Origin of the sequence: Pseudomonas sp. QL9, assembly GCF_041409665.1 — a bacterium.
Lineage (GTDB): Bacteria > Pseudomonadota > Gammaproteobacteria > Pseudomonadales > Pseudomonadaceae > Pseudomonas > Pseudomonas knackmussii.
This window is the reverse complement of the sequence record NZ_CP166971.1, coordinates 4,087,602-4,100,957: the sequence shown is the minus strand read 5'-3', so window position 1 is coordinate 4,100,957 and position 13,356 is coordinate 4,087,602. Positions and strand designations below refer to the sequence as shown.

Here is a 13,356-nt window from a genome sequence, read left to right as displayed (position 1 = left end):
GCTGCGATTCCCTGCCCGATCCCGCCCCTCCCATGAGCGATCTCGACCCGCTGCTGCAGCAACTCTGCGCCAATTCCTGGTTCGCCGGCCTGTCCCCGGCCGTGCGCCAGACGCTGGCCAGCGAGGGCCACCGGCAGCGCCTGCACGCCGGCGAATACGTGTTCCGCCAGGGCGACCGCGGCGGGCATTTCCTCACCCTGCTGCGCGGTTCGCTGAAGGCCTCGACCCTGCGCGAGGACGGCAAGGAAGCGATCCTCGCCGTGCTCGAACCGGGCCACTGGTTCGGCGAGGCCTCCATGCTCGACGGCCTGCCGCGCAGCCACGACGTGATGGCCACGCGCGACAGCGAGGTGCTCGGCATCGACCAGGCGACCTTCGACCGGCTGATGTTCGACAACGGCTTCGCCCGCGCCATCTGCGTGCTGCAGGCGCAGCACACGCGGCTGGTCTACCGCCTGCTGGAAGACAGCATGCTGCGCTCCACTCGTGCACGCATCGTCAGCCGCCTGGAGCAACTCGCGCGCGGCGACGGCAGCCTCGACGGCGCGCAACGCAACACCGTGCGCATCAGCCAGGACCAACTGGCGATGATGCTCGGCATCAGCCGCCAGACGCTTTCCCTGGAGCTTCGCGAACTGGTCGGCGCCGGCGCTCTGGAGCTGGGCTACCGGCAGCTGCGCATCCTCTCGCTGGAGAAACTGAGGGCGTTGGCGCAGGAGTGATGGCGTTGCCGGTCGCCCCAAGGTTCGCGAGCAAGCTCGCTCCTACGAAGAGCCGGCTTCACCTGTAGGAGCGAGCTTGCTCGCGAACCGCCTCAGTCCAGCTCGCGCAGACGCTGTTCGAGAAAGCGCTGCTCCGGCTCCAGGCGCGTCAGCGCCAAGGCTCGCTCGTACGCCGCGCGCGCCTCGCCGTTGCGCCCCAGCCGGCGGCAGAAGTCGGCGCGGGTGGCGTGGGCCAGGTGGTAGTCGGCCAGCTCGCCGCTGGCGAGGATCGCGTCCACCGCCGCCAGGCCCGCCTCGGGACCGTCGCGCATGGCCAGGGCCACCGAACGATTGAGCGCCACCACTGGCGATGGCTGCATCCGCAGGAGGGCGTCGTACAACTCCACCATGCTCGCCCAGTCGGTGCTCGGCAGATCGACGGCCTCGGCGTGCAGAGCAGCCAGTGCCGCCTGCAGCGTGTAGGGGCCGAAGCGCCGGCTGGCCATGGCCTGGCCGATCAGCAGGCGCCCTTCGGCGATCAGCGCGCGATCCCATAACGAGCGGTCCTGGTGCTCCAGCAGTACCAGTTCGCCCTGCGCATCGGTGCGCGCGGCGCGCCGTGATTCCTGCAGCAGCATCAGCGCCAGCAGCCCCATCACTTCCGGCTCGGGCAGCAGTTCGAGCAGTTGCCGCCCCAGGCGGATGGCTTCGGCCGACAGGTCGCCACGGGTCAGCGATTCGCCGCTGGAGGCCGCATAGCCCTCGTTGAACACCAGGTACACCACGCGCAATACGCTGGCCAGGCGCTGCGGCAGCTCGGCCGGCTCCGGCACCTGGTAGGGAATGCGCGCGTCGCGGATCTTCTGCTTGGCGCGGACGATGCGCTGGGCGATGGTCGCCGGCTGCGCGAGGAAGGCGCGGGCGATCTCCTCGGTGCGCAGGTCGCAGACCTCACGCAGTGTCAGCGCCACCTGCGCATCGGCGGCCAGCGCCGGGTGGCAGCAGGTGAACACCAGGCGCAGGCGATCGTCTTCCAGGCCTTCGTACTCCTCGGTTTCTTCCTCGGCGTCCAGCTCCAGTTGCTGGGCGATCTGTTCCAGCGAAGCGTTGAAGCGCGCCCGCCGGCGCAGGTGGTCGATGGCCTTGAAGCGCCCGGCGGACACCAGCCAGGCGCGCGGATTGTGCGGCACGCCGTCGCGCCGCCACTGCTCCACGGCGGCGGCGAAGGCATCGTGCAGCGCTTCCTCGGCGCGGTCGAAGTCGCCGAGCAGGCGGATCAGCGTGGCCAGCACCCGCCGCGAATCGCGCCGGTAGATAGCGTCCACCTGGTCGCGCAGCGGGCGCGGCTCGTAGTCATGCATGCGAACGACTCACGGCTTGGCGTCGAACAGCGGTTGTCCGCTCTGCATGTCGAAGGGAATGGAGAAATGCTCGTGGACGATCCGCCACTCCCCCGCCGTCCGCCGCAGACCGAAGCTGACGCGCACCCAGGACGCCTTCTCCACGCCCTGTTCATCCTTGCCGCCGCAATACGCGAGGTAGTGGCCGAAGGCGATGTCGCCGCCCTGCTCGACCGCCAATTGATGGCGCTCGAACACGCCCTGCTGGCAGGCGTTCAGCGAAGCGCGCCATTGCTCCGCGTAGGCCTCGATGCCGACGAACTGCAGCTTCGCCACCGCATCGAAGGCCAGCACGTCGCTGCTGTAGTGGCTGACGATACGCTCGAGATCGGCGGCCTTCACCGCCTCCAGCCAGCTGTCCAGCAGGCGCTGGACGGCCGGGTCGATGGGACTGTGCATGGGGGTTCCCTCCGTGCTCGGTTCAGGACGCGCAGCAACTGTGCGGCGGCTCCTGTTGCCCGTAGCGATCATGGTAGCGCGTCCACTGCAGGCCCAGGCCGTCGAGGTCGGCCATGCCGCCCCAGCCCTCGCCGCGCCCCAGCGGCGTGAGGTCGAGCAGGTGGTAGGTGAACATCAGCGACTCCAGCCCGCGACCGTAGGTGGAGTAGCTGTGGTAGACGCTGTCGCCGTCGCGCAGGAACACGCTCAGCCCCGGCTGCTCGCCCTGAACGTGATAGGTCTGGCCCAGGCGCTCAAGCTCCGCCTTGTCGCGATAGTTGTATTCCACCGGCGCGATGCTCTCGTCGTTGCTGACGTGGAAGTCGTAGTTGAAATCGCTGCCGAATGACGACACCCAGGGGAAGCGCCAGCCCATGCGCGCCTTGAATGCGGCGAACTCGTCGAGCGGCGCACGCGAGACCATGGCGAAGCTGGTGCCGCGGGCGTGCAGGTGCTCCAGGCGGCCGATGTTGTCGATGAGGAACGAGCAGCCCTCGCAGCCCTCGGCGCGGTCGCGGTGGAACATGAAGTGGTAGATCACCAGCTGCGGCCGGCCCTCGAACAGGTCGAGCAGGCGCAATGGGCCGTTGGCGCCTTCGAAGCGGTAGTCCTTGTCGATCCGCACCAGCGGCAGCTGGCGCCGCTCGGCGGCCAGGGCGTCACGCGCATGGGTGGCCGCGCGCTCCTTTTCCCACAGGCGCTTGCGCGCCAGCAGCCATTCCTCGCGGGAGACCACGGGCGGCAGGCTGAAATTGTCGATTCTCATGCGACCTTCTCCTCTTCGGCGGTGGATGAGCGCGGCCGGCGACGCCCGGCGAAGGCGGCGTAACCGCCGGCGGACAGGGCGCCGGCTAATGCCAGGCCCAAGGCGGACAGACACAAGGGGCACATGGCGTGACCTCCCTTTCGAGCGCCCGCGCAGCCGTCGCGGACACCGGTTCGGCCATCACCGCGAGCGGCTGGATGGCCCGGAACGCCTTCAGCCCAGGGCGGCGAAGTGCTCTTCCCAATCGCGGATCGGCCGCACCTCGATGGCGCCCAGGCGCCCCGGCGGAATCTTCGCGGCGATCTGGATGGCCTCGTTGAGGTCGCGCGCCTCGATCATGTAGAAGCCGCCGAGCTGCTCGCGGGTCTCCGCGAAAGGCCCGTCGGTGATCGACAGCTGGCCATCGCGATGGCGCAGGGTGGTGGCGCACTCGACCGACTGCAGCGCCTCGGCTGCGAGGAACTTGCCGCTCTCGCGCAGCTGCTGCTCGTAGGTCAGGCACTCGTCCACCACCGCGCGATAGTCATGCAGCGGCATGCGGGTGGCGACTTTCTCGTCGACGTAGATCAGGCACAGGTATTTCATCTTCAGGCTCCTCGGCGGCGACTGGGTGGCAGATACCTATAGTCGTCGGCGAGGCAGCGGGATCGACAGCGGGTCGGAAACCGACCCGGTCGGCAGACGAACGGTCGAAACCGTGGGTTTCAGTCCCCCGCTTCCAACAATCCGCTGGCCCGCTGCACCCGGCGCTGGATCGCCGACTCCAACACCCACTGGCCGCGCCCGGCGCTGGCCAGGCTGAACCAGCTGCGTGCGCGGGTGATGCCGGTGTAGACCAGCTCGCGGGTGAGGATGGGGTTGAGCGCGTCGGGCAGCACCAGGGCGGCGTGGGTGAACTCCGAGCCCTGGGACTTGTGCACGGTCATGGCGAACACGGTTTCCACCGCCTGCAGGCGGCTGGGCAACACCCACTTGATGCCGCCCTTGCCGTCGGCGAAAGCCACGCGCAGCGCCCACTTCAGCTCGCCGTCCTGTTCGCGCGGCAGGGCCAGGGTGATGCCGATGTCGCCGTTCATCAGGCCGAGGCCGTAGTCATTGCGCGTCACCAGCAGCGGACGGCCGAGGTACCAGGGGCCGGTCGCCTGGATCAGTCCTTCGCCCTGCAGCAGTTCGGCGATGCGCAGGTTCAGCCCTTCCACGCCCCAGGGCCCGCGACGCAGGGCGCAAAGCACCTGGAACTGGCCGTGGGCTTCGAGCACGCGCTTGGCCCAGTTATCGAACGCCTCCTGATCGGCGTGCAGCGTTGGTTGGCCGTCGCGCAGCACCTGCAGGTAGTGCCGATAGCCCTGCGGCGGCGGCACGCCTTCGCGGCTTGCGGCGTTAAGGAAGAAGCGCCCGCCGCCTTCCACCACCAGCTCGCGCAGGCTGCGGGCGTCCTTGGCGTCGAGCGCCAGCCGCGCGAGATCGGCGTAGCCGCGTTCCCAGACCGCGCGCGTAGCTTCCACGTCCCCGGCGTTGACCGCCTCGGCGAGTTGCCCGATGCCGCTGGCAGCAGTGAAGCGATGGCTCTGCCGGAGCATCGCCACCGCCTGGTCGAGCGCGAGGCCCTGGGCGTCGAGCAGCGCAGCGTCGATGCGTTCGCCGCTGACCTGCTCCAGCCAGTCGCGGGTCGCGCCCTGGTAGTGCCCTTCGCGCGCCCGGCTGCACAGCTCGCCGAGCACCGCGCCGGCTTCCACCGAGGCCAACTGATCCTTGTCGCCGAGCAGGATCAACCGCGCCTTGGCCGGCAGCGCGCCAAGCAACGCGGACATCATTTCGAGGTCGACCATCGACGCCTCGTCCACCACCAGCAGGTCCAGCGCCAGCGGATTGCCCGGGTGGTGGCGGAACTGGCGGCTGTCCGGCCGGCTGCCGAGCAGGCGGTGCAGCGTGGTCACTTCCGTGGGGATGTGGTCGCGCAGCCCTTCGCCACCGGGCAGGCCATCGAGCTTGAGTTTCTGCACGGCGCCGGCGATGGATTCGTTCAGCCGCGCCGCTGCCTTGCCGGTCGGCGCAGCCAGGCGGATGCGCAGCGGCCGCGCCGACGCCAGGCTTTGCAGCAGCGCCAGCAGGCGCACCACGGTGGTGGTCTTGCCGGTGCCGGGGCCTCCCGTGACGATGCCGAAGGCGTTACCGGCGGCCAGCGCGCAGGCGAGCTTCTGCCAGTCCGCCGGCGCGCCATCCTTCTTCGGGAAGAGCGCATCGAGCGCCTGACGCGACGCATCGACCGGCAAGGCCGCACGCAATTCTTCCGAGCGCGCCAGGCGTTGGTCGATGCCAGCGCGGACTTCGCGTTCGTACTGCCAGTAGCGCCTCAGGTACAGGCGTGGACCGGCCAGCACCAGCGGCGTGGCGCCGGCGCCCTCGCCCACCAGGCGCGGGTCGGCCAGCGCGGCCTGCCAGCCGGCCAGGTCGAGGCCGTCGAGCAGTTCGCCCGGCAGCGTGAGCGGCGTGCCTTCCAGCTCGCCATCTGGTGGCAAAGACAGGGCGAAGCGGCTGTCGGCCAAGGTCGCCTCCAGGTCCAGGCACACATGGCCGCGACCGAGTTGGTGGCTGGCCAGGGCCGCGGCGAGAATCAGCCGCGGCTCGGCGTCGGGCGCCTGCTCGACGAGGAAGGCCGCGAAGGCGCGGTCCAACTCGCGCAGCCAGCCGCGTTCGGCCCATTGGCCGAGCAGTGCGAGAAGGGCTTCGAGGCTCATGCCGACACCTCCTCGACGCGACGGCTGAACAGCGCCTCCAGCGCCTCCATCAGCGCCTTCGGCGGCCGCTCATGGAACACCCCGCGCGCACCGCCGCGCAGGAACAGGTAGAGCGCGCCGCCAACGTGGCGGTCGTAGTCGTAGTCCGGCAGCCGCGCCTTGAGCAGGCGATGCAGGGCGAACAGGTAGAGCGCGTACTGCAGGTCGTAGCGATGCTCCAGCACCGCTTCGCGCACGGCGTCAGCGGTGTAGGCGCTGTCGTCGGGGCCGAGCCAGTTGGATTTGTAGTCGGCCACGTAGTAGCGCCCCTCGTGTTCGAAGACCAGGTCGATGAAGCCCTTGAGCATGCCGTTGAGCTGGGTCGGCTGCAGCGCCGGACGCGGCGCACCAGGCAGGACATGGGCACGCACGGCAGCATCCAGGCGAGTGCTGTCGGCGGCATTCACGGCGAACCAGAACTCCATTTCCTTCTGGTAGGTGGCCAGCCCGGCGAGGCGCACGGGCGATGCTTCCGGCTGCGGGAATTCGAGCTGCAGCCAGGCCGGCAGCCACTGGCTCAGCGGCTCGATCCAGGCTTCCCAGCCGCGCAGCTGGCAGCGCCGGGCGATCAGATCACGCAACGCTTCGGGATCATTGGCGACGGCATCGAAGCCTTCGTCGGCGGCCCACTCCAGCAGGCCGTGGAGGAAGCTGCCGGGGTTCGGTCCGCGCGGGAAGGCGTGCAGGCTGCCGGCCACCGGCGCGCTTTGCGCGAGCTCCGCCGCGGCCGTGTCGGCATCGCCTTCGCGCAGAGTGGCTTCCTCGGCGCTTATCGGTTCGCTCGCGGGCTCAGGCACATCGCCTTCGGGGTCGAGGGTGGCCAGCGCCGAATAGCTGGCGATCCACCACTTCTCAGCCACCCGCCGCAACGGCTCGCGAGCCTGGCCGAGCAGCCCGGCACGGGTTTCGTCGTAGGCCGTAAGGTCGATTTCCGGCGCCGCCTCGATGCGGATACCGGCGCAACCGGCTGCCACTGCGGCAAGGCTTGCGTCGAAGTTATCCAGCGCAATGGCCGCGCCACCGCCGAGCAGGTAGCCGAAGGCGCCCTTGTGCAGCTCCGGGTTCTTCGCGTTACCGCTCACCAGCGGCGCCACGCCGAGCCACAGGGCATGGCGCGCGCGGGTCAGGGCCACGTAGAGCAGGCGCATGTCCTCGCCCAGGCGCTCATCGTTGGCCAGCTTGTAGGCGGCGTCGGCAAGGTCCTTGCCGCGCGCCAGTTCGATCACCTTGCCGTCCTCGCCCTGGTAGCTCGGCGGCGTCGTGCCCTTGCCGTCCAGCTCCTTCCAGCTGCAGATGAAGGGCAGCAGCACCAGCGGGTATTCCAGGCCCTTGGACTTGTGGATGGTCACCACCTTGATCAGGTCGGCGTCGCTTTCCAGGCGGAGGATTTCCTCGCTCGACGGGCTTGCCAGCTGCTCGGCCAGCACCCGCAGCAGGGCGTGCTCGCCATCCAGTTCGGCGGCCTCGCGCTGCAGCCACTCGGCCAGGTGCAGCAGGTTGGTCAGGCTGCGTTCGCCATCGGGTTGTTGCAGCAGGCGCGCCGGCAATTCGAACTCGGCCAACAGGCGGCGCAGCATCGGCAGCACGCCCTGCTGTTGCCAGAGCAGGCGGTAGTCGCGGAAGCGCATGAGCATGCCTTCCCAGAACTGTTCGTCCTGGTTCAGCCGCTCCAGGCTCTCCCAGCCCAGGCCGAGGCTGCGGGTGGCCAGGGCGACGCGCAGCAGAGCATCGTTGCCCGGCTCGGCGCAGGCGCGCAGCCAGTGCAGCAGGTCCACCGCCTCCATGCTGTCGAACACCGAATCACGGTCGGACAGGTAGACGCTGGCCAACCGCCGCGCGGCCAGCTCGTTACGCACGGCTTCGGCCTCGCTGCGGCCGCGCACGAGGATGGCGATGTCCGCCGGGCGCAACGCGCGGCCGGTGCCATCAGCCTTGTAGAGCCCGGCGCGGCCTTGCTGGGCCAGGCTCAGCCAGTCGCGGATGGCGCTCGCGGTGCGCGCGGCCATCTGCTCGCGGTAGAACCGGCTGCCGACCACCTGGCCATCGTTGCCCAGGTTCCAGAAGGTCAGCGCCGAGACCTCTTCCCCATCGATCAGCAAGCGCTCGGCGCGGCCCTTGGCGGCCACCGATTGGAACGGCACAGGGTTGCCGGCCTCGCTGGCGAAGCGGAAAGCCGCGCGCTCGTGGCCTTCGGCGTAGGCGAAGCAGTGGTTCACCGCCTCGACCACCGCCTCGGTCGAGCGATAGTTGGTGCCCAGGGTGTAGTGCCGGCCTTCGGTTGCTGCGCGGGCGCGCAGGTAGGTGTGGATATCCGCGCCGCGGAACGCGTAGATCGCCTGCTTGGGGTCGCCGATCATGAAGAGGCCGCAGTCGCGCGGATTCTCGGCGATCCGGTAGATGCGCTCGAAGATGCGGTACTGCAGCGGGTCGGTGTCCTGGAATTCGTCGATCAGCGCCACCGGGAACTGCTGGCGGATGCGCTCGGCCAGGTGCTCGCCGCCGGCGCCGGCCAGGGCGCGGTCGAGGCGCACCAGCAGGTCGTCGAAGCCCAGTTCGGCGCGCTTTTGTTTCTCCGCTTCGAGGGCGCGGCCGACTTCGCCGAGGGCGTGCAGCAGCAGTTGCGGAGCGATGTCCGGTTGCTGCTCTCTGGCGTCGAGCAGGCTGTCGATGGCCAGCAATGCGGGGTGTTCGGGAACGACCGTCTTGGCCTTCACCTTGATCCGCGTCTGGCCGAAGCGAGCCAGGTTTTCCGGGGCGTCGCCGCCTTCGCTCCAGGCCTCCAGAGCCTGTAGCCAGCCGCTGAAGACTTCGTCGTCATCCTTGTTGCGATAGCTGTTGCCGTTGAGTTGCGGGCGCAGGTCGATCAGCAGTTGGCGCAGTCCGTCCTTGTCAGTGGACCAGGCATTTCGAGCCTGTTGCTCCAGCTCGTCGAGACGCGCGAAAAAGGCGCCGGTTTCCTCCAGCAGCTCACGCAGCGAACCCGGGGCACTGAGCGGCTGGTCGGCATAGCGGAAGTCGGCTTCCTGCTGCGCCAGTAGCGGTTGCAGGAGGCGGCACAGCGCCTCGGGGCCGCCCTTGTAGATGTCGCCGACCACCTTCGCTGCCGGCGCCGGCAGCGGGTAGAAGTTGCGCCGCCAGTAATCGCGCACCACCTCCGCGAGCAACTCGCTCTGGTCGGTGATCAAGTCCTGGGTGAACAGGCTGCCGCTGTCGAAGGCGTGCTCGCGGAGCATGCGGTAGCACCAGCTGTGGATGGTCGAAACGGCCGCCTCGTCCATCCATTCCGCAGCCAGGCGCAGCAAGCGCGCGCAACCGGGCCAGCGGTCCTCGGGGTAGCTACTGCGCAGTTCGACCAGCAGCGGATCGTGCGCCAACGCCGGCTCTGCGAAGCAGTTGGCAGCCTCGCCCAGGCGCGCGCGGATACGTTCGCGCAGCTCTTGAGTCGCGGCGTCGGTGAAGGTCACCACGAGGATTTCCGGCGGGCTCAAAGGCCGCCCGAACGCCAGCTCGCCGCCGTGGTCGAGCACCAGGCGCAGGTACAGCAGGGCAATGGTGAAGGTCTTGCCGGTGCCGGCGCTGGCCTCGATCAGCCGGCTGCCGTGCAGGGGGAATTCCAGGGCGCGCAGTTCGCGGCTCATTGACCTTGCTCCTCGTCGTCGCGGCGTTGCAGCAGCTGGTACAGCGGGCCGTAGAGGGCTTCGGCCCAGGTGGCGAACTCGCCGCTTTCGGCCAGACTGGCGAAGTCCGGGTAGACCCGCGCCAGGGCGGGCGACGACGCGGCTTCGCCACTCATGCCGAAGCCGCCGTCGTAACGCTTGGCCGCTTCGCGAGCGGCCTTCTCTTCGTCGTCGCCGCCGCTCAACCAGCCGAAGGCTGCCTTGCCGGCCACCGGCAGTGGTCTGCGGAGACCTTCGAGCCATGCACCGATCAAGGTGTTCAGATGGCCGCGGGCGATATCGGCGGCCAGTGGCGGCAGTTCCAGGGTGCCGGTCTGGCTGACCAGCAGGCTGCGCACCGGCGTTCCGCACAACTGCAAACCGAGGTGCCTAACCCACGGACGCACCAGGCTATGCCACTTGTAGCCGCGTCCTTCATGCAGCTTGCCGCTGACCAGTTGCACGCTGGCCCACTGGCCGTCGGCGTTGCGGCGCAGGCCGCCGAGCCAGTCTTCCAGCTTCACGCCGGCATGTTCATGGGCGAGCTCGCGCTGGCCTTCCTCGGCTTCGTTCCAGTGCTCCAGCGCCTCGCGATAACGGCCCAGCAATTCGCTCAACGGTTTGCTCAGCTCGCGGGCGGAGAAGGCGCCGAAGGCCGCCAACGGCAGGCGCCCTTCGCCGCGCAGGCGGGTGAGTTGCTGGTCGATGCGTTCGGGCAACGCTTCGCTATCCCATTGGTCTTCGACCCAAGGACGCAGGCGCTCGCAGAGCTCGAACTGCAGTTGCCAGGTCTGCAGGCCGTCGAGGGCGAAGGCTTCCTCGTCGTGGCCGGTCAGGTCCTCTTCGGCGAAACGCACCTTGAGGCGCTGCAGGAAGAAGGCGTTGACCGGGTTGGCGAGGAAGTCGCCCAGCACGCGCAGGCCGATGGAAGTGTCCGGCAGGTATTCGGACAAGGGCGCCTCGGCCTGTTCGGCGAGCGCTTCGTCGCGATGCACTTCGCGCCACTCGCGGACGTAGGTGTAGAGACCGTCGATGCCCGCGCCCGCCTGTTCGAAATAGCGGCGGCTGAAGGGTTGCAGCGGATGTTCGGTGGTCAGCGCATGCAGCAGCGCCTGGCCGTCGCCGGCTTGCCCAGGCAGCGACCAGCCGGCGGCCAGGTGGTCGCGTAGCTGGCCGATCAGCACCGAGGGCGCGCGCTCGCTGTTGTCGCGGATGCTCTTGCCGACCCAGCTGACGTACAGCTGGTCGCGCGCCGAGAGCACGGCTTCGAGCAGCAGGTAGCGGTCGTCCTCGCGCCGCGAACGGTCGCCGGGGCGGTAGTCGTTGCGCATCAGGTCGAAGTCCAGCGGCGGTTGCTGGCGCGGGTAGTCGCCGTCGTTCATGCCGAGCAGGCAGACCAGGCGGAAGGGAATGGCACGCATCGGCATCAGCGTGCAGAAGCTCACCGCGCCGGCCAGGAAGCGCTGGTTCAGGCCGCCGGCATCGAGCCCGCCGAGCCAGGCCTCGCGCACCACCGAGAGCGGCAACGGTTCGGCGAAGGCGGCGTGGCCGCAGGTTTCCAGCCAGCGCTCGAGCAGTTGCAGGAGTTGCTGGCGGAGCAGTTCGTCATGCTCGTCGCGGGTCAGGAAGAAGTCGCCCAGCAGCTGCTGCAGGCGCTTCGACCAATCCTGCGGCGTGGCCGGTTCAGCGAGGCTTTCGCAGGTGTCGGCCAGGCGTTGCAGCAGGTTGGCCAGCGGGCCGAGCACCGCCGCATCGAGGCCGCCGATCTCGGCATACGGCTGGATGCCCTGGAAGGCCTCGCCCTCGCCCACCGCAAAGCCGAGCAGCATGCGGCGCAGGCCGAAACGCCAGGTGTTGGCTTCGGCGGCCGCGGGCAGGCCGAGGGTTTCCCGCTGCTTGCCATCGAGGCCCCAGCGCACGCCGGCGCCGTCGATCCAGCGGCGCAACAGCGGCTGGTCAGCCTCGTGAATGCCGAAGCGCGCACGCAGGGCGCCGACGTCGAGCAGGTCGAGGATCTCGCTCACCGCGAAGCGGCTGTCGGGCAGCTGCAGCAAGTGTTCGAGCGCCACCAGCAAGGGCTCGCGGCCACGCTGGCCCTGGTCGGCCAAGGTGTAGGGAATGAAGCGGCGGTCGTCGCGGCCGAGCTGGCCGAACACCGCCTGGATGTGCGGCGCGTAGGCGTCGACATCGGGAAGCATGACGATGACGTCGCGCGGGCGCAGCGTCGGGTCGGCATCGAAGCGCGCCAGCAGCTGGTCGTGCAGCACCTCCACTTCGCGTTGCGCGCTGTGCGCCAGGTGGAAGCGCACGGAACTGTCCTGCGCCGGATCGACAGCCGGCCAGAGTGCTCGGCTCTCGGCCAATGGGCGCAGTTCGAGGATGTCGTCCTGCAACTGGCCGAGCAGGTGCGCGGGCTGCTCCTCGCTGAACAGGTCGATGCGTCCGCCGCTGACTTCGCCGAAGCGGTTACGGTAGCTCGCCGGGTCGTCGTACTGGTCGAGCAGGTTGATGTAGTCGCGGCCCTGCTTGCCCCAGGCGGCCAGCAGCGGCTGGGCGTACTGGTGCTGCAGGTCGTCGTCGAGTTGTAGCGGCACGCCGGGGCGGCGCTGCTGGCGGCGGTACTCGTGGCGCAGCAGGTCCTTGTCGGCAACGATGTCGGCCCAGTGGTGGCGGCAGGGGTTGTGCACGCAGAGCAGCACCTGGGCGACTTGCGACAAGGCGGCCAGCGCCTCGACGGTCTGCGCCGGCATGGCGGAGATGCCGAACACCACCACGCGGCGCGGCAACCCCTTGGGCGGCGCGCCTTCGCGCAGGCGTTCGAGGAAGCGCCGATGCACCCCGGCGCGGCTGCCGGCCAGGCCGTCTTCACCGACTTCTTCGAGCAGCGCGCGCCATAGCGCGGCTTGCCAGCGCTCGTCGGCATCCAGATCACGCAGGCCGCCGCTGGCGGTGCGCAGCTGGTCGCGGCCTTCGCTCCAGTCTTCCAGCCAGTCGGCGCGGTAGACCTGGTACTGGTCGAACAGGTCGGCCAGGCGCTCGGCCAGCTGATAGCGCTTGCGCAGGTCGGCGTCGTCGGCGAGGAAGCGGCGCAGGGCGTGGAATTCCTCGCGCTCCAGCAGGGTCGGCAGCAGGCGCATGAGGCGCCAGGTGAGCGGCGCCTTGTCCAGCACCGAGACCTCGGGCACCGCCTCCTTGCCCAGCGCGCCGCGATAGGCCTGCCAGAGGAACTGCGCGGGCAATTGCACGTCGAGCGCGGCGGTGATGCCACAGCCACCGTCGGCAACATCGCGGCCCAGCGCCAGCTTCAGCCACTGGGCGATGCCGTTGCTCTGCACCAGGATGGTCTCGCTTTCCAGCGGCGCCAGCGGGTAACGCGCCATCCAGGCCACCAGCAGGTCGCGCAGCGCCTCCGGGTGGTTGCCATGGATGACCATCAGGCCGGGGCTCAGGGCTTCGCTCATCGTTTCTTCCTATCTCTGGAGCGCGGGTGGGGATTTTCCACTGGGTGGGCATTCTAGCGGGGGCAGCAGTCCTGTAGGAGCGGACCTTGTCCGCGATCGCGGGCATGGCCCGCTCCTACAGGGTGGCATCGGCGCACGGTCTTTCGCGGATGGGATC

General features: G+C 69.2%; 8 protein-coding genes. 1 reads left to right on the top strand and 7 read right to left on the bottom strand.

Annotation, left to right across the window (positions count from 1 at the left end; all coding sequences use genetic code 11):
• Positions 1 to 32: 32 nt before the first annotated feature.
• The gene (locus ACA097_RS19225; protein WP_371365274.1) at positions 33 to 722 is read left to right on the top strand and encodes a Crp/Fnr family transcriptional regulator; all 690 of its coding nucleotides are present in this window, start codon (positions 33 to 35) and stop codon (positions 720 to 722) included.
• Between the two features lie 92 nt (positions 723 to 814).
• Here the strand turns inward: ACA097_RS19225 and ACA097_RS19220 are convergent, their stop codons facing one another.
• The 7 genes from ACA097_RS19220 to recC all read right to left on the bottom strand — a co-directional run bounded on the left by ACA097_RS19220 (position 815) and on the right by recC (position 13,199).
• Positions 815 to 2,062, bottom strand: coding sequence for an RNA polymerase sigma factor (locus ACA097_RS19220; protein ID WP_371365272.1), 1,248 nt, complete (start codon positions 2,060 to 2,062; stop codon positions 815 to 817).
• A 9-nt stretch (positions 2,063 to 2,071) separates the two neighbouring features.
• Positions 2,072 to 2,500 (bottom strand): nuclear transport factor 2 family protein, encoded by a 429-nt coding sequence (locus ACA097_RS19215; protein ID WP_371365270.1) that lies wholly within the window; start codon positions 2,498 to 2,500, stop codon positions 2,072 to 2,074.
• A 22-nt stretch (positions 2,501 to 2,522) separates the two neighbouring features.
• Positions 2,523 to 3,305, bottom strand: coding sequence for a DUF899 domain-containing protein (locus tag ACA097_RS19210; RefSeq protein WP_371365268.1), 783 nt, complete (start codon positions 3,303 to 3,305; stop codon positions 2,523 to 2,525).
• A 213-nt stretch (positions 3,306 to 3,518) separates the two neighbouring features.
• Positions 3,519 to 3,890, bottom strand: a complete 372-nt coding sequence (locus ACA097_RS19205; protein ID WP_371365266.1) for a YciI family protein — start codon at positions 3,888 to 3,890, stop codon at positions 3,519 to 3,521.
• A gap of 119 nt (positions 3,891 to 4,009) precedes the next feature.
• Positions 4,010 to 6,043, bottom strand: coding sequence for an exodeoxyribonuclease V subunit alpha (gene recD / locus ACA097_RS19200; protein ID WP_371365264.1), 2,034 nt, complete (start codon positions 6,041 to 6,043; stop codon positions 4,010 to 4,012).
• Entirely contained in the window at positions 6,040 to 9,720 is a 3,681-nt protein-coding gene (gene recB / locus ACA097_RS19195) for an exodeoxyribonuclease V subunit beta (protein WP_371365262.1), read from the bottom strand. Before recB ends, recD begins: the two co-directional genes overlap by 4 nt.
• The gene (recC, locus tag ACA097_RS19190; RefSeq protein WP_371365260.1) at positions 9,717 to 13,199 is read right to left on the bottom strand and encodes an exodeoxyribonuclease V subunit gamma; all 3,483 of its coding nucleotides are present in this window, start codon (positions 13,197 to 13,199) and stop codon (positions 9,717 to 9,719) included. The genes recB and recC overlap by 4 nt, the downstream gene beginning before the upstream one ends.
• Positions 13,200 to 13,356: the final 157 nt, after the last annotated feature.

What these genes read in the sequence shown, in the direction of transcription:
- ACA097_RS19225 (WP_371365274.1), top strand. Translation starts at nt 33, where the DNA reads ATGAGCGATCTCGACCCGCTGCTGCAGCAACTCTGCGCCAATTCCTGG.
- ACA097_RS19220 (WP_371365272.1), bottom strand. Translation starts at nt 2,062, where the DNA reads ATGCATGACTACGAGCCGCGCCCGCTGCGCGACCAGGTGGACGCTATC.
- ACA097_RS19215 (WP_371365270.1), bottom strand. Translation starts at nt 2,500, where the DNA reads ATGCACAGTCCCATCGACCCGGCCGTCCAGCGCCTGCTGGACAGCTGG.
- ACA097_RS19210 (WP_371365268.1), bottom strand. Translation starts at nt 3,305, where the DNA reads ATGAGAATCGACAATTTCAGCCTGCCGCCCGTGGTCTCCCGCGAGGAA.
- ACA097_RS19205 (WP_371365266.1), bottom strand. Translation starts at nt 3,890, where the DNA reads ATGAAATACCTGTGCCTGATCTACGTCGACGAGAAAGTCGCCACCCGC.
- recD (WP_371365264.1), bottom strand. Translation starts at nt 6,043, where the DNA reads ATGAGCCTCGAAGCCCTTCTCGCACTGCTCGGCCAATGGGCCGAACGC.
- recB (WP_371365262.1), bottom strand. Translation starts at nt 9,720, where the DNA reads ATGAGCCGCGAACTGCGCGCCCTGGAATTCCCCCTGCACGGCAGCCGG.
- recC (WP_371365260.1), bottom strand. Translation starts at nt 13,199, where the DNA reads ATGAGCGAAGCCCTGAGCCCCGGCCTGATGGTCATCCATGGCAACCAC.